Annotated in this window: 16 protein-coding genes; 11 read left to right on the forward strand and 5 right to left on the reverse strand. The window is 45.9% G+C overall.

Annotation, left to right across the window (positions count from 1 at the left end):
- Window positions 1-17 precede the first annotated feature (17 nt).
- The 4 genes from argC (at window position 18) to argH (ending at window position 5,370) form a co-directional block, all read left to right on the forward strand.
- On the forward strand, window positions 18-1,022 hold the full coding sequence (gene argC / locus AB4583_RS07735) for an N-acetyl-gamma-glutamyl-phosphate reductase (protein WP_017063685.1): 1,005 nt from the start codon (window positions 18-20) through the stop codon (window positions 1,020-1,022).
- Window positions 1,023-1,034: 12 nt separating this feature from the next.
- Window positions 1,035-1,823, forward strand: coding sequence for an acetylglutamate kinase (argB, locus tag AB4583_RS07740; RefSeq protein WP_017063686.1), 789 nt, complete (start codon window positions 1,035-1,037; stop codon window positions 1,821-1,823).
- A 113-nt stretch (window positions 1,824-1,936) separates the two neighbouring features.
- Window positions 1,937-3,148 (forward strand): argininosuccinate synthase, encoded by a 1,212-nt coding sequence (locus AB4583_RS07745; RefSeq protein ID WP_017061137.1) that lies wholly within the window; start codon window positions 1,937-1,939, stop codon window positions 3,146-3,148.
- A gap of 347 nt (window positions 3,149-3,495) precedes the next feature.
- On the forward strand, window positions 3,496-5,370 hold the full coding sequence (gene argH / locus AB4583_RS07750) for an argininosuccinate lyase (protein ID WP_017061136.1): 1,875 nt from the start codon (window positions 3,496-3,498) through the stop codon (window positions 5,368-5,370).
- A 259-nt stretch (window positions 5,371-5,629) separates the two neighbouring features.
- Here argH and AB4583_RS07755 read toward each other — a convergent pair whose 3' ends face one another.
- A complete protein-coding gene (locus AB4583_RS07755) occupies window positions 5,630-5,878 on the reverse strand; it encodes a DUF3624 domain-containing protein (RefSeq protein ID WP_080572706.1) in 249 nt (82 codons plus the stop codon).
- An 87-nt stretch (window positions 5,879-5,965) separates the two neighbouring features.
- Between AB4583_RS07755 and AB4583_RS07760 the strand changes: the two genes are divergently transcribed.
- Window positions 5,966-6,313 (forward strand): RidA family protein, encoded by a 348-nt coding sequence (locus AB4583_RS07760; RefSeq protein ID WP_004729674.1) that lies wholly within the window; start codon window positions 5,966-5,968, stop codon window positions 6,311-6,313.
- 323 nt (window positions 6,314-6,636) lie between these two features.
- On the opposite strand, the gene AB4583_RS07765 is transcribed toward AB4583_RS07760, so the two are convergent.
- The 3 genes from AB4583_RS07765 to AB4583_RS07775 form a co-directional block, all read right to left on the reverse strand.
- Window positions 6,637-8,103, reverse strand: coding sequence for a dihydrolipoyl dehydrogenase (locus tag AB4583_RS07765; RefSeq protein WP_017068841.1), 1,467 nt, complete (start codon window positions 8,101-8,103; stop codon window positions 6,637-6,639).
- Between the two features lie 275 nt (window positions 8,104-8,378).
- A complete protein-coding gene (locus AB4583_RS07770; protein ID WP_017061133.1) occupies window positions 8,379-9,107 on the reverse strand; it encodes a glutathione peroxidase in 729 nt (242 codons plus the stop codon).
- Between the two features lie 44 nt (window positions 9,108-9,151).
- Window positions 9,152-9,331, reverse strand: coding sequence for a hypothetical protein (locus tag AB4583_RS07775; protein ID WP_017068839.1), 180 nt, complete (start codon window positions 9,329-9,331; stop codon window positions 9,152-9,154).
- Between AB4583_RS07775 and oxyR the strand changes: the two genes are divergently transcribed.
- Window positions 9,330-10,223: a DNA-binding transcriptional regulator OxyR gene (gene oxyR, locus AB4583_RS07780; protein WP_017061132.1), complete on the forward strand. Its 894-nt coding sequence runs from the start codon at window positions 9,330-9,332 to the stop codon at window positions 10,221-10,223. The two genes, AB4583_RS07775 and oxyR, sit on opposite strands and share 2 nt — an antisense overlap.
- 117 nt (window positions 10,224-10,340) lie before the next feature.
- Here oxyR and AB4583_RS07785 read toward each other — a convergent pair whose 3' ends face one another.
- Window positions 10,341-12,902 (reverse strand): penicillin-binding protein 1A, encoded by a 2,562-nt coding sequence (locus AB4583_RS07785; protein ID WP_372116962.1) that lies wholly within the window; start codon window positions 12,900-12,902, stop codon window positions 10,341-10,343.
- Between the two features lie 151 nt (window positions 12,903-13,053).
- Between AB4583_RS07785 and pilM the strand changes: the two genes are divergently transcribed.
- The 5 genes from pilM to AB4583_RS07810 are packed head-to-tail and all read left to right on the forward strand — an operon-like array spanning window position 13,054 to window position 17,543.
- A complete protein-coding gene (gene pilM, locus AB4583_RS07790; RefSeq protein ID WP_372116964.1) occupies window positions 13,054-14,079 on the forward strand; it encodes a type IV pilus assembly protein PilM in 1,026 nt (341 codons plus the stop codon).
- Entirely contained in the window at window positions 14,063-14,662 is a 600-nt protein-coding gene (locus AB4583_RS07795; protein ID WP_017061129.1) for a PilN domain-containing protein, read from the forward strand. Before pilM ends, AB4583_RS07795 begins: the two co-directional genes overlap by 17 nt.
- Window positions 14,655-15,284, forward strand: coding sequence for a type 4a pilus biogenesis protein PilO (locus AB4583_RS07800; RefSeq protein ID WP_372116966.1), 630 nt, complete (start codon window positions 14,655-14,657; stop codon window positions 15,282-15,284). Before AB4583_RS07795 ends, AB4583_RS07800 begins: the two co-directional genes overlap by 8 nt.
- Entirely contained in the window at window positions 15,271-15,789 is a 519-nt protein-coding gene (locus tag AB4583_RS07805) for a pilus assembly protein PilP (protein ID WP_017063694.1), read from the forward strand. The genes AB4583_RS07800 and AB4583_RS07805 overlap by 14 nt, the downstream gene beginning before the upstream one ends.
- Window positions 15,790-15,824: 35 nt before the next feature.
- Window positions 15,825-17,543 (forward strand): type IV pilus secretin PilQ, encoded by a 1,719-nt coding sequence (locus AB4583_RS07810; protein WP_032545762.1) that lies wholly within the window; start codon window positions 15,825-15,827, stop codon window positions 17,541-17,543.
- Window positions 17,544-17,569 lie beyond the last annotated feature (26 nt).

Genomic DNA, 17,569 nt, shown 5'->3' on the forward strand with positions numbered 1-17,569 from the left:
AAAATGGATGTGTTGAGATGTTGAAAACCACGATCATTGGCGCAAGCGGCTACACAGGAGCAGAACTGGCTCTAATGATAAACAGACACCCTGAGCTCACGCTATCAGGTTTATATGTCTCAGCCAATAGTGTAGACGCAGGTAAACCTATTGCGGCACTGCACGGTAAGTTAGCTGGTTTGATTGATATGCCAGTACAACCTTTAACAAATCCGGAAGAAGTAGCTAAACAGTCTGATGTGATTTTCTTAGCAACGGCACACGAGGTTAGTCACGACCTAGCGCCAATCTTTCTAGAGAACGATTGCCAAGTCTTCGACCTATCGGGAGCATTCAGAGTTAAAGGCGAAAACTTCTATCAAGAGTTTTACGGTTTTGAACATCAACACGAACAATGGCTAGACAAAGCGGCTTACGGTTTAGCGGAATGGAACGAACAAGAAATTAAAGAAGCTCAGCTTGTCGCTGTCGCGGGTTGTTACCCAACGGCATCACAACTGGCGATTAAACCTTTGGTTGAGGCCAAGTTACTGGATGAAAACCAATGGCCAGTGATTAACGCGACTAGCGGTGTGACTGGTGCAGGCCGCAAGGCGACGATGGTTAACAGCTTCTGCGAAGTAAGCCTGCAAGCTTATGGCGTCTTCAATCACCGTCATCAACCTGAAATGGCTGCACATTTAGGATGTGATGTGATTTTCACTCCACACCTCGGCAACTTTAAGCGCGGTATTTTAGCGACCATCACCATGAAACTGGCTGAAGGCGTGACAGAACAACAGATACAAGATGCCTTTGAACAAGCTTACCAAGGTAAACCAGCAGTGAGACTACTCGAAGAGACACTGCCAAGAATTCAAGATGTAGAACAGACACCTTTCTGCGACTTAGGTTGGAAGGTTCAAGGTCAACACATCATCGTTGTTTCAGCGATTGATAACTTATTAAAGGGTGCATCTAGCCAAGCGATGCAGTGTTTAAATTTACGTTATGGTTTTGCGCCATTAACTGCGTTAGTGTAAGGAAATCTAGATATGAGCCTTAATAATCAACCATTAATCATAAAGTTAGGTGGCGCAGCGCTATCTTGTGGTGAAACACTTAGCAAGTTATTTGGTGCTATCTCTGCTTACCAACAACAGGCACAACGACCAATCGTGATTGTTCACGGTGGCGGTTACCTTGTTGATGATTTGATGAATAAGTTGAATCTAGAAACCGTTAAGAAAGAAGGGCTACGTGTTACTCCTTATGATCAGATCCCTGTGATCGCTGGTGCACTAGCGGGCACGGCCAACAAACTACTTCAAGGTCAGGCAATTAAAGACGGTATCAATGCCGTTGGTTTAAGCTTAGCAGACGGTGGTTTATGCAAAGTGAGCGAACTGAACCCTGAACTGGGCGCGGTAGGAAAAGCGGAGCCGGGCGACTCAACCGTTCTGCAAGCGATTCTTAATGCGGGCGCACTGCCAATCATTAGCTCAATTGGTCTTACTGAGCAAGGTCAACTGATGAACGTCAATGCCGACCAAGCTGCGGTTGCCGTTGCGGGCGCACTTGATGCTGAACTGGTACTGCTTTCTGATGTAAGTGGTGTGTTGGATGGCAAAGGCCACCTCATTCCAAGTCTTAATCAACAGCAAGCCGATGACCTTATTGCCGGCAAAGTGATTACCGACGGCATGATCGTTAAGGTTCAAGCTGCACTAGAAGCCGCTAACGACCTTGGACGACCAATCGAAGTTGCCACTTGGCGATACCCAGAAAAGCTAACACAACTGTTTTCAGGTAAAAGCATAGGAACACAGTTTTTACCTCAGTAGGTCTCACAACGAGTCACTACTTAAAGAATTTAGACAAATTAAATAAACATATAATTATGAAGTCATTTCCAACGCTGACCGCCATGTGCAGTATGGAAACTAGGAGAAAGAAAATGAGCAAAGTTAACGTAAAGAAAGTTGTAGTAGCCTACTCTGGCGGTCTAGACACATCAGTAATCATTCCATGGTTGAAAGAGAACTATGACTGTGAAGTGGTTGCGTTTGTTGCGGATGTTGGTCAAGGCGACGAAGAGTTGATTGGTATCGAAGAGAAAGCAAAAGCTTCTGGTGCATCTGAGTGTTACATCGCAGACCTTAAAGAAGAGATGGTTGCTGACTACATCTACCCAACGCTGAAAACGGGCGCTTACTACGAAGGTAAATACCTACTAGGTACGTCGATGGCGCGTCCAATCATCGCGAAAGCACAGGTTGAAGTCGCACGTAAAGTAGGTGCAGACGCACTGTGTCACGGCTGTACTGGTAAAGGTAATGACCAAGTTCGTTTTGAAGGCGCATTTGCTGCACTAGCACCTGATCTACACGTAATTGCACCATGGCGTGAATGGGATCTAGTGAGTCGTGAAGAGTGTCTAGATTACCTGGCTGAGCGTAACATCCCTTGTACGGCTTCTCTTACTAAGATTTACTCGCGTGATGCAAACGCATGGCACATCTCAACAGAAGGCGGCGTTCTAGAAAACACATGGAATGCACCTAACGAAGATTGCTGGGCTTGGACTGTAGACCCTGAGCAAGCGCCAAACGAATCTGAAACAGTGACGCTTAAAGTTGAAAAAGGCGAAGTGGTTGCGGTTGATGGCGAAACAATGACGCCATACAACGCACTGGTTTACCTAAACGAGAAAGGTGCTAAGCACGGTGTTGGTCGTATCGATATCGTAGAGAACCGTCTTGTTGGCATGAAGTCTCGTGGTTGTTACGAAACTCCGGGTGGCACAATCATGATGGAAGCACTGCGTGCAGTAGAGCAACTGGTTCTTGATAAAGCGGCATTCGAATTCCGTGAAGAGCTCGGTGTTAAGGCTTCTCACCTTGTATACGATGGTCGTTGGTTCACTCCACTATGTAAGTCAATCCTTGCCGCGACAGAAGAGCTAGCACAAGACGTGAATGGTGAAGTGGTTATCAAGCTTTACAAAGGCCATGCAACGGTGACTCAGAAGCGTTCTGACAACAGCCTGTACTCAGAAGAGTTTGCAACCTTTGGTGAAGATGAAGTTTACGACCAAAGCCATGCTGAAGGCTTCATCCGCCTTTACTCGCTATCAAGCCGTATCCGTGCTTTGAATAGCCAAAAGTAATCCTAACAATGAGTTAGTGAGCTAGCCTTTGATGAAAGATTGAAGGTTAGTAAACAGACATTATTATGCAAAGCCCATTCACTATTGATTAGTGAGTGGGCTTTTTACTTTCTATTTGCCTAATAAATCAGCTTCGGTTTTTCCTATCGGATGGCATATAATTCGCGCTCCACGCTAAAAATAATCAATGGATTGAACTGTTGGTGAATAAATATGTGAAAATAATGAATTAATACTTTATTTTCATTTTGAATTGCCGTAAGTTTAAACCATCAGAAAAATACTGAATCTTAATCAGAATTATCATTTGCAAAAACAGTGAGCACTGTGCAATTAGGAGATACACAATGGCATTATGGGGCGGTAGATTTACCCAAGCAGCAGACACCCGGTTCAAAGATTTTAACGATTCTCTTCGTTTTGATTACCGATTGGCTGAGCAAGACATTGTGGGCTCAATTGCCTGGTCTAAAGCTCTACTGTCGGTCAACGTATTAACAGAAGAAGAGCAACAGAAGCTTGAGTTAGCGCTGAATGAGCTAAAACTTGAGGTGATGGAAGATCCTGAACAGATTCTACGTTCTGATGCAGAAGATATTCACAGCTGGGTTGAGCAGCAACTTATCGGCAAAGTCGGTGACTTGGGCAAAAAACTTCACACTGGCCGTTCTCGTAACGACCAAGTGGCGACAGACCTGAAACTATGGTGTCGTCAGCAAGGTAACCAACTGCTACTGGCATTGGATCGCCTACAAAGCCAAATGGTGAACGTTGCTTCTCAGCATCAAGAAACCGTGCTTCCTGGCTACACTCACTTACAACGTGCTCAGCCGGTAACTTTTGCTCACTGGTGCTTGGCTTACGTTGAAATGCTTGAGCGTGATTATTCACGTTTGAATGATGCGATTAAGCGTCTAGACACATGTCCGCTGGGTTCTGGTGCCCTTGCTGGAACAGCTTACCCGATGGACCGTGAAGAGTTAGCTCACAACTTAGGTTTCCGTCGTGCAACGCGCAACTCTCTAGATTCAGTTTCTGACCGCGACCATGTGATGGAGCTAATGTCGATTGCTTCTATCTCTATGCTTCACCTTTCGCGTCTTGCAGAAGATATGATTTTCTACAACTCAGGTGAATCAAACTTCATCGAGTTAGCGGATACCGTGACGTCAGGTTCATCTCTGATGCCACAAAAGAAAAACCCAGATGCGCTAGAGCTTATCCGTGGCAAAACTGGCCGTGTTTACGGTTCATTAGCGGCAATGATGATGACAGTAAAAGCTCTGCCTTTGGCGTACAACAAAGACATGCAAGAAGATAAAGAAGGTCTGTTCGACGCTTTAGATACTTGGAATGATTGTATGGAAATGGCAGCACTCTGTTTTGACGGCATTAAAGTGAACGGCGAACGTACACTTGAAGCCGCGAAACAAGGCTACGCGAACTCAACTGAATTGGCTGATTACCTAGTAGCGAAAGGGATTCCTTTCCGTGAAGCTCACCATATTGTTGGTGTGACGGTAGTGGCGGCGATTGCTAAAGGCTGTGCATTAGAAGAATTAACCATCGCAGAGATGAAAGAGTTCTCTGAGGTGATTGAGGAAGATGTGTATGACATCCTGACCATTGAATCGTGTCTTGAAAAACGTAGCGCGCTAGGCGGTGTATCTCCACAGCAAGTGGCTTACGCGGTTGACCAAGCTGAGAAACGTTTATCACAGCGTGATACGTCCATCGTCAAGGTTCGTCCTGCTCGTCTGACCGATATTGAAGCGTTGGAAGGTATGGTCGCTTACTGGGCGAACATGGGTGAAAACCTACCTCGTTCTCGTAATGAACTGGTGCGTGATATTGGCTCGTTTGCGGTCGCAGAGCATCATGGTGAGGTGACAGGTTGTGCATCACTCTATGTGTATGACTCTGGCCTAGCGGAAATCCGTTCACTGGGTGTCGAAGCTGGCTGGCAAGGTCAAGGGCAGGGTACCGCAATTGTGCAGCACTTGGTTGAGAAAGCGCGACAAATGGCCATCAAGAAGGTGTTTGTGCTGACTCGTACTCCAGAGTTCTTTATGAAGCATGATTTCTTACCGACATCGAAATCTTTGCTGCCTGAGAAGGTACTGAAAGATTGTGACCAGTGTCCTCGTCAGCATGCATGTGATGAAGTGGCGTTGGAAGTAAACTTGGTAGAGCAGATCATTGCTAAGGTTAATGTTGCATAAGACATTGATTTTATAGCTCCTAAAAAAAAGATCAAAAATCTGATCTTTTTTGGGAACAAACTAAGAAAAGCCCGGTCTATTAAAGTACCACTGCTTTTTCTTAGAATTTTCTAAGAAAGCCCTAGAATCGATTGGTTCTGGGGCTTTTTTCTATCTGTTGTTTGAGAAGTGATGATAACTCGAGTTGAGATTAATTCTTTGTGTATTGAATCTAGCACTTAGCACTTAGCCGTTATCCTCTATCCAACCAATCTCGTTATTAATGCTTTTTGTTCCTTAAAGGCAGCACGACAAACTTCATGAACCAATGCAGCGACAACAAACCACTGAACGCGAAAGCGGCCATCATCAAAGCGATGGCATTGATGGTTTTTGGATCTTCTCTGAAAAATAGCCACCATACTCCCCAACTCAAAATCGACAACACCATCAGCTGATTCATGCAACGCTGGCAGCGACCGAGTTTGTTACGGATTTTTTCACTTTTATTGCAATGAATGCATGTCATCTTGGGTTTGATTCGCGTTATGCTTGTTGCCCTGATAATAACCCGTCACAAGATATTGGATCACGGTGACACAGAGAGAGAAAGTCGATGATTGAGCGCCAAGAAACCAAGCAACGTATGAGCCGTATTGTTAAACACAACGGTACTATCTACCTATGTGGCCAAGTTTGTGCTGATGCAACTAAAGACATCACTGAACAAACTCAAACCATGTTAGATAAAGTAGAAGCGCTACTTGAGCAAGCAGGTAGCGACAAAGAGCACATGCTGTCAGCAACGATTTACTTGAAAGACATGAAAGACTTCCAAGAAATGAATGCAGTGTGGGATGCATGGGTACCAGAAGGTCACGCTCCAGCTCGCGCATGTGTGACAGGCGACATGGCTCGCGAAGCGCTACTTGTTGAGATCTCTGTGATTGCTGCTGAGAAGTAATTGCTTAAAGCTTTTAGTGACGCAATGGCTTCAAGAAATTCCAGATACCTCGTCCCTCGGTTCTGGAATGACGAGTTTAGTTTTGGTTTAGCTGATGCGTCACTTTGATTTGCTTCAGTTTAGACGCGTTTTGAAAAGCACCGTTATTCTGGTTAGCTTCGCCTAGACGTGTATGAAAATTGCTGTCATTCCCGAGAGCGACGAAGGAGCGTAATCGGGAATCTATAGTTTACTCGTTGCCAAAAACAAAAAGGAAAGCCAATGGCTTTCCTTTTTAGTATCTAACGTTTGTTAACTGCTAATTGACTGGCGCTAGTCTGAGATTAACAGCCCGGGCCACAATCCAGACAGTGTTTCACCATCTCTGGACCTAGGTGCAGTTTCGCATTCAGGTCACGTAGCGCTGTTCGTACACCTTCTTCGATTACTGGGTGGTAGAACGGCATGTCTAGCATCTCAGAAACCGTCATCTTGTTCTGGTGTGCCCATGCTAACAAGTGAGCCAAGTGTTCTGCGTTTGGTCCCATCATCTCAGCACCAAGGAAGCGGCCTGTACCTTGCTCGCCGTATACGTGCAGAATACCTTTGTTGCGCAGCATCACTCGAGAACGACCTTGGTTTTCGAAAGACACTTCACCCGTTGCGAAACAGCCACATGTGCCCAAGCGTGTGGTGATCTCTTTGTAGGTTTCACCAACCATCGCGATTTGCGGGTCAGAGAATACTGCCGAGATTTTAGAGCGGCGTAGGCCTGCACGAATCTCTGGGAAGCGACCTGCATTGTCACCCGCAATACGAGCTTGGTCTGCTGCTTCATGCAGTAGAGGCAGTTGGTTACTCGCATCACCAGCGATAAATATTGATGGTAGTGATGTTTGTAGCGTGTAGTGGTCTGCGATTGGCACACCACGTTCATCAAGCTCTAGAGAGATATTCTCTAAGCCAAGCTTGTCAGTGTTAGGGCGACGACCTGTTGCTGCCAGTACGTATTCAACGACGTTAGTTTCTAATTCACCTTGTTTATTGATGAACTGGATTTCGACACGTGGCTCACCCGATTCAGTGGTAATGCGCTTCATGCTTTCGATTTTCACGTCGGCATCGAGATAGAACTCTTCATTGAAAGCTTTATCTGCATAAGCCATGATCTCTGGATCAGTTACTGGGCCAACTTGACCACCCAAACCGAACAGTTTGGTCTTCACACCTAAGCGGTGCAGTGACTGACCAAGCTCAAGACCAATAACACCAGGGCCAAATACCGCAACCGATTCTGGTAAATCATCCCAGCTGAACACGTCGTCGTTAATGATCAGGCGATCGCCAAGCTCATTCCAAACGGCAGGGTATGCAGGGCGAGAACCGGTCGCGATAACAATACGCTTAGCGGTGACAACCGTGTGGTCATCAATTTGTAGTGTGTTGTCATCTAAGAACTTTGCGTAGCCAGAGATCTTGTCTTGCTCTGGGATTTCATCAACGCCTTCTAAAACAAAACCAACAAAACGGTCACGCTCAAACTTCACTCGCTCCATCACTTCACGACCGTTAATCACGATATCGCCTTGTGGGTGAACGCCAAAAGCCGGAGCTTTCTCGATTTGGTGTACGCTTTCTGCAGCTGCAATAAGCAGTTTAGATGGCATACAACCAACGCGAGCACAGGTAGTACCGTAAGGGCCGCCTTCAATCATCACGACACTGTCAGTGTGTGCTTTTGCAGCGCGGTAAGAACCTAGACCTGCCGTACCGCCCCCGATAACTGCTACATCTACATTGACTTGTTTCATAATAATTTTCTCGCAATGGCTGAATTTAGTTTGAACGAACCCCTCCAACTCTGGTGATTTTTTTGAGAGTCAGGATAACGGGTCAGTTTTGTGATTCTGTTTTATTAGGTTTAGCTTGTGACTCTGCTTTTATTGCTAACTATAGGTTAGTAAAAGACAGGCGAGTCACCAGCTATATTCTTTTTCCCAAAACTCAGATAAGAGTGTTTGGAATAGCTAACCCACAAGAGGGTGGGTTAGCTGATACTTCTAAGCCTATATCGGCGATGAAGCGATTAGCCTAGGAAAGTTTCTAGTTCTTCACTACCACCGATGTGTTTGCCACCGATGAATACTTGAGGAACGGTAGTGCGACCAGAGATTGCACGTAGGCTTACTGTTGTTGCATCTTTACCTAGAACCACTTCTTCGTAGTTCAGACCTTTGTCGATTAGGTTCTGTTTTGCTTTCATACAGAAAGGACAGCCTGGCTTAGTGAATACTGTGATTGACTCTTGCTCTTTGTGCTCAGGAGCAAGGTAGTTAAGCATAGTATCTGCATCAGAAACCTTGAACGGGTCGCCTGGTACGTCTTCTTCGATGAACATTTTTTCTACCACGCCGTTTTTAACCAGCATGCTGTAACGCCATGAACGTTTGCCGAAGCCGATGTCGTTTTTCTCAACTAGCATACCCATGCCGTCTGTGAAATCACCGTTACCATCAGGGATGAATGTGATGTTTTCCGCTTCTTGGTCTGCTTTCCATGCGTTCATTACGAACGTGTCGTTTACAGAAACACAAAGGATGTCATCAACGCCGTTTTCTTTGAACACTGAATGTAGTTCGTTGTAACGAGGTAGGTGGCTTGAAGAACATGTTGGAGTAAACGCACCTGGTAGGCTGAATACGATAACTGTCTTGTCTTTGAAAAGCTCTTCTGTCGTTACGTTAACCCATGCATCGCCTTGGCGAGTTGGGAATGTTACTTGAGGGATTGATTGACCTTCTTTAGATGCAAACATATTGATTTCCTTAAATAGTATTTTTAATTTTGTTCTATTAGAGCTTAACGTTTTTCGTTGCTCTGTTTCGTTTTGTTGAGCCCATTATTAGATAAATTCTTTGATAGCTCTAATCGTTTGATGTTATGGTTTTGATAGGTAAATTCTATCAAGAGCATTTTTCTTTTAAATGTTTCTATGAAACCCCTTGTTCTTATTAAAACCTGAGGTAAGAGACTGATCATGAATATTCGTGACTTTGAATACTTGGTGGCGCTCGCAGAGCATAAACACTTCCGAAAAGCGGCAGAAGCGTGCTTTGTCAGTCAGCCGACACTAAGCGGTCAAATACGCAAACTCGAAGATGAAATTGGACTTCAGTTAACCGAGCGTAGTCCAAGGAAGGTAATATTTACAGAATCAGGGTTACAACTTGTTGAACAAGCCAAGCGTATTCTCAATGAAGTGAAAACTTTTAAAGATATGGCGAGTGGACACGGTGAAGCGATGACGGGGCCAATGCACATTGGTTTTATTCCAACCGTGGGTCCTTACATCTTGCCTAAGATTGTTCCTCATCTTAAAGAGAGCTTCCCAGATCTTGAGCTTTACCTGCATGAAGCTCAGACCCATCAGTTAGTGAGTCAACTTGAAGACGGCAAGCTTGATTGCTTGGTACTGGCTGCGGTTGATGAAACGGCGGTGTTTAAAGAGATTGATGTGTATGACGAGCCGTTAAGTGTTGCCGTTCCATGTGACCACGAGTGGGCTCAACAAGACACTGTCGATATGCTGCAGCTAAATGGACAAACCGTACTGGCGCTAGGTGACGGTCACTGTTTAAGAGACCAAGCCTTGGGTTTCTGTTTTGCTGCGGGTGCCAAAGATGACGAGCGCTTTAAGGCAACCAGCTTAGAAACGCTGCGTAACATGGTCGCGGCGGGGGCGGGCATTACCTTGCTACCTCAGTTATCGGTGCCAAAGGAAAAGCAGAAAGATGGTGTGTGTTACGTACCTGCGGTGAATCCAACACCTTCACGTCGAATTGTCGTGGCTTATCGTCCGGGCTCTCCATTGAAGGGACGTTTCGAGCAACTGGCTGAGACGATTCGAACTCAACTGGAGAAGACGGCTTAGCGCTTGAATTTAGAGCCTAGTCTGGTCAGATATAGATATAGATATATAAAAAGGGTTGATATGAATTCATATCAACCCTTTTTGTTGGTTCATGTTACTAGGTTCTACAAACCTTAGTTAGAACAGTTCTTCCACTGCTTCACCTGATGAGGTTGAGTAGATGTCGTCATTGAAACGTTCTGTGATGTACTCGGTTGGCTCAGTGCCTTTCTCGAAGTACTCGAACATTGATGAGCTATCGAACTTATTAGTCAATAAGCCAGTTTCACGGTCGATACGAACACGAACGATGTTCTCCGGAATCTCTTTACGTTCAGCAGGAACACCCGCTAACGCAGTACCCATGAAATCAACCCATGCAGGTTCTGCTGTTTTCGCGCCAGCTTCTGCACCCGTAATTTGGTTCTTACCAAGGTTTGAGTTCGCTTTGGTTCTGCCTAGGTTGCGGTTGTGGTTATCAAAACCAACCCATACCGTTGCAACCATGCCAGGGCCGTAGCCGCTGTACCAAGTATCTTTCGAGTCGTTGGTGGTACCGGTTTTGCCGCCAATATCACGACGTTTCAGTGGTTGTGCACGCCAACCTGTACCGTTCCAACCAGTGCCAGCGCTCCAATCACCGCCACCCCAGATGTTGCTGTACATCATTTCACGAACAAGGAATGCGTTCTGTTCAGAGATAACTTGAGGTGCGTATTGAACTTTCGCATCCACGTCTTGCTCTGCAAACTCATCCGCCATTGGATCGGCTGTGATGGTCTGTTTGCAATCTTCTTTACAGACGACTTTTGGTGTCGCTTCAAACTCAGTCTCGCCAAATGGAGTCTCAACGCGGCTGATGTAGAAAGGTTCAACGTAGTAACCACCGTTAGCGAATACCGAGTAACCTTGCGCTACTTTCATTGGCGTTAAGCTACCAGCACCTAGCGCAATAGTTTCAGAGCGCGGTACTTCGTCAATATCAAAACCAAATCGAGTAAGGTAGTTACGAGTATCATCCAGGCCTACTTCGCGTAGTACACGTACCGCCATTACGTTTTTAGACTGAGCTAAGCCAATACGTAGACGAGTTGGACCCACATAAGTCGGTGGCGAGTTCTTTGGTCGCCATGCTGTGCCTTGGCTCTTATCCCATTGGTTAATCGGGGCATCATTGATCAGTGAGGCTAGCGTTAAGCCTTTCTCAATCGCTGCTGAGTAGATAAATGGTTTGATACCAGAACCCACCTGACGAATAGATTGCGTTGCACGGTTGAACTTGTTGTGTACGAAGTTAAAGCCACCCACCATCGACAACACAGCGCCGTTGTTCGGATTCATTGCAACAAATGCGGTGTTCGCATTAGGTACTTGGCTAAGTCGCCATACAACTGGTGTTTCTGATTCTGCAGTCGCTGACTCTTCTGTCGGCTCTTCAGAGACTTCATCGCCTGTAACGGCTTCATGGCGAACCCAGATTTGTTCACCAACAGCTAGAATCTCTTTTGCTTGAGAAGGCGCTGGTCCTTGGCGGTTATCCGTTAGGAATTTGCGTGCCCAGTTCATACCTTGCCATTCGATAGTGCCTTTACCTTGGTTCTTAACCCAAATTTGCGCACTTTTCGAATTAACTGCGGTAACAACAGCAGGGACTAGGTCACCATAGGTTGGTTGAGACTTAAGGTGTTTAACGATTTGTTCTTGATCCCACGCTGATTGCGCAGTCTGCCACAATACTTTTTCAGCGCCACGGTAGCCATGACGCTCATCGTAGCCAAGTAGGTTCTTAATTGCGGCTTGGTTCGCTGCTTTTTGCAGTTTCGAATCAACAGTCGTGTAGACCTTCATGCCTGATGTATAAGCTTCTTCACCGTAGCGTTCCACCATCCAAGCACGTGCAACTTCTGCAACATACGGCGCGCTCAGTTCGATCTCTGCACCGTGGTATTTCGAGATAAGTTCTTCGCTACGAGCGTCATCGAACTCTGCTTGAGTGATGTATTTCTCGTCTAACATACGACGCAATACAACGTTACGACGGTTAGTCGCGCGCTCAACAGAGTAAATAGGGTTCATTGTCGAAGGTGCTTTTGGCATACCCGCAAGGGTCGCAATTTCACTCAGCGTGAGATCAGGAAGATCTTTACCGAAGTAAACACGTGCTGCCGCGCCAAAACCATACGAGCGGTGACCAAGGAAGATCTTATTTACATAAAGCTCCATGATCTCTTCTTTGCTAAGTAGTTGCTCGATATGGATCGCAATGAAGATCTCTTTGATCTTACGCATGATCTTTTTCTCATTAGATAAGAAGAAGTTACGCGCAAGCTGCTGAGTAATGGTACTCGCCCCTTGTTTGGCTGAACCCGACATTGCGACGACGAGCGCTGCACGGGTGATACCGATTGGATCAATACCTGGGTGTTCGTAAAAACGGCTATCTTCGGTGGCAATCAGAGCTTCAACTAAGTGGCGAGGAATCTCGTCATAAGTCACTGGGTTGCGACGCTTTTCGCCAAATTGAGAGATCAACTTACCGTCTTGACTGAAGACTTGCATTGGCGTTTGGAGCTTCACGTCACGCAAAGTGGCAACATCAGGCAACTCTGGTTTTACGTAATAATAAAACCCAAAAATTGTACTGACTCCAAGAATCATGCAAATCAATGTAAATATGAATAATCGCTTTATGAACTTCACCGGATAATCCCTGATTAGTTAAGGCTGAGAAGCAGCAAACCCTTGTACTCTAGGCTAAAAACTTAGCTTTCGTTTATTAACGCTTATTTAACTAATAATCACAACCCCTAGATAATCAACGAAATGCTTGGCACTTCAGGAGCTAGGTCACATGGGTTCATCATTAATTACAGGTATAGATATAAATCATCACAGCATCAAAGCTGTGGTACTAAAACCCGTGGGGGAGTTGTATGCCCTAGTGGGATACAAAGAGCTGCCGATTTCGGACGACATTTTTACAGCTAACCATACTTTGGAGTATCAGAAAACTGTTAAGAAACTTAAAGAACTTAGGAAAGGTCTGCCTTTTGGCTGTTGCAACGTCGCCATTTCAGTACCTGATAACACGGTGATCAGCAAAGTACTGCAAATAGAGAGTGAGTTAGAAGACAGAGAAAAAGAGTTTTCTATCTATCAAACCTTCGCCCATCAATCTCCCTTTCCTATCGAGGAGCTGAGTTTAGATTTTGTAAAGCTGGAAGACAAACGATTTGGTAAAGGTTCGACAAGCAGTTATCAGGTATACGCCACTCGTAAAGAAGTTGTGGATAGCCGAGCGGATGCATTAACCAAGGCTGGCTTCAAACCTGTGGTGGTGGATACACAGGCGCATGGGCTACTTAATATCTGGCAATTGGCCTCGCGCCTGTATCCCGATAAGAAAAACTGGTTGCTAGTGGATGTTGGAATCGACCAAACCTCGCTAGGGGTTATCCCGCAGAATTCGGCGCCTTTCTATAAAGACATCGCCTTTGGCACTCAAGATCTTCGCAGCTCAGATGACCCGAGTGATATCGAGAGCGTGTTCGGTACTATGGAAGAGACACATCAATTCATTGTTAACCTGATTGAGAAGCTCAAGCGTCAATTGCAGCTCTATTCATCGGGAAATGCGCAGCAACCTATCTCAGGGATTTGGTTGATGGGCGAGGGCGCCAGCATCCCTATGGTAACCGAAGAGCTAGAACGCCATTTTCAGTTGAGCTGCGAGTCATTGAATCCTTTGTCTTTATTTGAGAATAAGGTCGCCAAGAGACGCCGACTGCCGATTGACTGGCAACACTTTGGTATCGCGGCGGGTATGGCGATGAGTGGGCTCAAGTGGCAGGGAGAGAAGCATGTTGCATCAAATTAACCTGCTGCCGTGGCGTGATGAGATTCGTGCTCAGCACAAGAAGCGTTTTATCCATCTGGTCATTCTTGGCGTCATCATTGCGCTTATAGGGCAATGGGCGGTTGGTCACTATTTTCACGATCAACAAGCCAAGCAGCAAGCTCGCCTCAATTACCTCAATCAGTACATTGCTGAGCTCGACCGACAAATTCAGTCGTTAAAAGTCGCAGAGCAAGAACACAAAGCCATTCTGACTCGACTTGATGTGGTTGAGTCGCTGCAGCTTGGCCGTAATAAGACCACCGACTTCATGAACTTGATGCCGGAGCTGATTCCAGAGGGTGTCTATGTCGACAAGATAAAGATGAATGGTCAGGAGATTGAAATGTCGGGCATCAGCGACAGCACTGCTCGTCTCGCCACCATGTTGGACAACCTCGAACGTTCAGATTCTTTGAAAGGGGTCGAGATGCACTCTATCGTTCATAACCGCAAGCGCTTCAATAAAGAGTTTCAGACCTTCAAGGTCTCTTTTGTGTTTAGCCCTGTGTCTTTAGAAAACACAACCGCGAGCAGAAAAGATAAGGGGGCGCATCATGGCTAACCTTCAAAATAGGATTAGTAGGCAAAACAGGATGAGCTTGCAAGATCTCGATGTTGATGAGATCACCGAATGGCCATTGTTGCCTCAGCTTCTCGTGATTCTGGTGTTGATGGTGTTAATCCAAGGTGTTGGCACTTGGCTGTATCTGCTGCCGCTCGACGAGGAACTGAAACAGATGAAGCAACAGGAGCAGACCTTAAAAACGACCTTGAGGATAAAGGCGAATAAGGTTGCAGCCTTGCCTAAGTTGCAGAGCCAGTTGGATGAGCTAACTAGTCGCTACGATTATCTATTAGAGCAGCTGCCCGTTCAAAAGGAGTTAGCGAGCATGTTGGCCTCCGTGAATGAGCTCGGCTTGGATAACTCGCTGACCTTCACACGAATCGATTGGGGGCAAAAGCAGAATAAGGAGTTTCTCTATCGATTGCCTCTCAATATAGAGCTGACAGGTGACTATCACGATATTGGTGACTTCTCTGCTGCCATCGCCAAGCTGCCGCGTATTATTAGCTTTGATGATGTGAATTGGCAGCGAGTCAGTCAAGAAAGTAGCACGCTGCACTTTAGGGTTCGAGCTTATACCTACCAGTTTAAATCGGAGGTTAATGATGAAACCCAATAGCGCGTTTTACTCAATCGTATTGATGCTTGCGTTGTCAGGCTGCAAAGCTAATCAAGACTCACTGCAAGATTTTGTGGCGCAGGTTGAAGCCAAGGCGAGAAAAGATGTCGAGCAACTTGTCCCAGCAACTGAATTCACGGCGGCGACTTATCAGCGCCGATCTTTGCGTCCTCCCTTTGAACTGCCTAAAGAAGCCATTGTGCAAAACCAACCCTTGGTTAAGAAAGACTGTTGGCAACCCAGCGCCCGTTCTCGTAATGGCAAGTTAGAGAAGTACCCGCTGAGTAAGCTTCGTTTAAGAGGCGTGATGGGCAGTGGCTCAAGCGTGTTTGGCTTAGTGCAAACACCCAAAGGCAACGTGGTAAACGTCAAGAAAGGCCAGTTTATCGGCTTAAACAATGGCCGAGTTACTAAGGTGACGAGCCAATACGTTCAGATTAATGAAACTCTTCCAGATGGCTTAGGTTGTTGGCATAAGCGCAACGTTAGGCTGGCTCTGAAGTAAACCAATGTCACATGATGTGGATATGAGATGTAAATATGATTAAAGGAATAAGTGGATTAGTGAGCAAGGCTCTACAAGGTTTTGCTGTGTCTGTGATGTTGGTTGTTAGCGTGCTCAGCCATGCCGAGAGCTTACCGAACAAATTGGAGAATATTGATTTTAGGGTCAATAAGGATAAAGACGCCGTCATCATTATTGAGCTGGCGACCAGCACAGCAGTGGTGGATGTTCAACGAGCTCAGGAAGGGTTAAGTATCGAGCTAATCAATACTCAAGTTGATGATGACAAGCTCTACCTGCTGGATGTGAAGGATTTCGCTACCTTGGTTGAAGGCATTGAAGTCTATAAAGAGACACCAAGCACTCGGCTTCTAGCGACGATTAGCAATGACTATCAGTATGAATACAACCTAAAGGGGCGCTTTATTGAGGTGGTGATCAGCAAACCGGTGCTCGATGAAGCGACCAAAGAAAAAAGCGTTCTAGAGAAAGAGGGCAAGCTGATATCGATTAACTTCCAGGATATCCCGGTACGAAATGTCCTGCAACTGATTGCCGATTACAACGACTTCAATCTCGTGGTGTCTGATTCGGTAGCCGGAAACCTGACGTTACGCTTAGATGGCGTACCTTGGCAGCAAGTTCTCGACATTATCTTGCAAGTTAAAGGCTTGGATAAGCGTGTTGATGGCAATGTTATCTTGGTCGCGCCGAAAGCGGAGCTCGACCTTCGAGAGCAACAAGCGTTAGAGAAATCGCGCTTAGAAGAGGAGTTAGGGGAGCTTAAATCGGAAATCATCAAGATTAACTTTGCTAAAGCCACCGACATCGCTGACATGATTGGAGGTGAAGGTGCGGTCAGCATGTTGTCCGATCGTGGTTCGATTACCATTGATGAGCGCACCAACTCACTGCTCATTCGTGAATTGGAAGAAAACATTGCCGTGATCCGAGGCATCATTGAATCGTTAGACATTCCCGTGAAGCAGGTACAGATAGAGGCACGTATTGTCACGGTTACTGAGGGTAATCTTGATGAGCTTGGCGTGCGCTGGGGCGTTTCCTCAACCAACGGAAGCTTCACCGTTGGTGGCTCAATCGAAGGTAACCACCCATCAGCGATTACGCCGTATGACGACGATAGCGGCAGCAGCGTGATTGATGACTATCTCAACGTCAATTTAGGGGCAACATCGCCGAACGCCTCGAGTATTGCGTTTCAGGTGGCCAAACTGGGTTCAGATACCTTACTCGATCTTGAACTGTCGGCACTGCAACAAGAGTCAAAAGCTGAAATTATTTCTAGTCCACGCTTAATCACCACCAATAAAAAGCCGGCTTATATTGAGCAAGGTACTGAAATTCCTTACTTAGAGTCATCTTCAAGTGGCGCTACGTCGGTTGCATTTAAGAAAGCCGTGTTGAGTCTTAAGGTGACACCGCAGATCACGCCCGATAATCGTTTGGTATTGGATTTGAGCGTGACTCAAGATAGGCCAGGGCAAGTGGTAAAAACTGGAACCGGTGAAGCGGTCGCCATTGATACGCAAAGAATAGGCACGCAAGTGCTTGTTAATAATGGTGAAACTGTCGTGCTTGGCGGGATATTTCAGCACAGCGTGAGCAGTACAGTGGATAAAGTTCCTCTGTTGGGGGACCTGCCAGTTTTGGGCGCATTGTTCCGTCGCAGCTATGAAAATGTGGGTAAAAGTGAACTACTTATTTTTGTCACACCCAAAGTTGTGATTCAGTAATGAACAATTAGATTAAAAATAAAGTT

The sequence above is a fragment of the Vibrio sp. 10N.222.49.C12 genome (genome assembly GCF_041475025.1).
In the GTDB taxonomy this organism is placed as follows: Bacteria; Pseudomonadota; Gammaproteobacteria; order Enterobacterales; family Vibrionaceae; genus Vibrio; species Vibrio crassostreae_C.

Excerpts from the sequence above, each read along its gene's own strand:
- argC (WP_017063685.1), top strand. The coding sequence starts at position 18 with ATGTTGAAAACCACGATCATTGGCGCAAGCGGCTACACAGGAGCAGAA.
- argB (WP_017063686.1), top strand. The coding sequence starts at position 1,035 with ATGAGCCTTAATAATCAACCATTAATCATAAAGTTAGGTGGCGCAGCG.
- AB4583_RS07745 (WP_017061137.1), top strand. The coding sequence starts at position 1,937 with ATGAGCAAAGTTAACGTAAAGAAAGTTGTAGTAGCCTACTCTGGCGGT.
- argH (WP_017061136.1), top strand. The coding sequence starts at position 3,496 with ATGGCATTATGGGGCGGTAGATTTACCCAAGCAGCAGACACCCGGTTC.
- AB4583_RS07755 (WP_080572706.1), bottom strand. The coding sequence starts at position 5,878 with ATGACATGCATTCATTGCAATAAAAGTGAAAAAATCCGTAACAAACTC.
- AB4583_RS07760 (WP_004729674.1), top strand. The coding sequence starts at position 5,966 with ATGATTGAGCGCCAAGAAACCAAGCAACGTATGAGCCGTATTGTTAAA.
- AB4583_RS07765 (WP_017068841.1), bottom strand. The coding sequence starts at position 8,103 with ATGAAACAAGTCAATGTAGATGTAGCAGTTATCGGGGGCGGTACGGCA.
- AB4583_RS07770 (WP_017061133.1), bottom strand. The coding sequence starts at position 9,107 with ATGTTTGCATCTAAAGAAGGTCAATCAATCCCTCAAGTAACATTCCCA.
- oxyR (WP_017061132.1), top strand. The coding sequence starts at position 9,330 with ATGAATATTCGTGACTTTGAATACTTGGTGGCGCTCGCAGAGCATAAA.
- AB4583_RS07775 (WP_017068839.1), bottom strand. The coding sequence starts at position 9,331 with ATGATCAGTCTCTTACCTCAGGTTTTAATAAGAACAAGGGGTTTCATA.
- pilM (WP_372116964.1), top strand. The coding sequence starts at position 13,054 with ATGGGTTCATCATTAATTACAGGTATAGATATAAATCATCACAGCATC.
- AB4583_RS07795 (WP_017061129.1), top strand. The coding sequence starts at position 14,063 with ATGTTGCATCAAATTAACCTGCTGCCGTGGCGTGATGAGATTCGTGCT.
- AB4583_RS07800 (WP_372116966.1), top strand. The coding sequence starts at position 14,655 with ATGGCTAACCTTCAAAATAGGATTAGTAGGCAAAACAGGATGAGCTTG.
- AB4583_RS07805 (WP_017063694.1), top strand. The coding sequence starts at position 15,271 with ATGAAACCCAATAGCGCGTTTTACTCAATCGTATTGATGCTTGCGTTG.
- AB4583_RS07810 (WP_032545762.1), top strand. The coding sequence starts at position 15,825 with ATGATTAAAGGAATAAGTGGATTAGTGAGCAAGGCTCTACAAGGTTTT.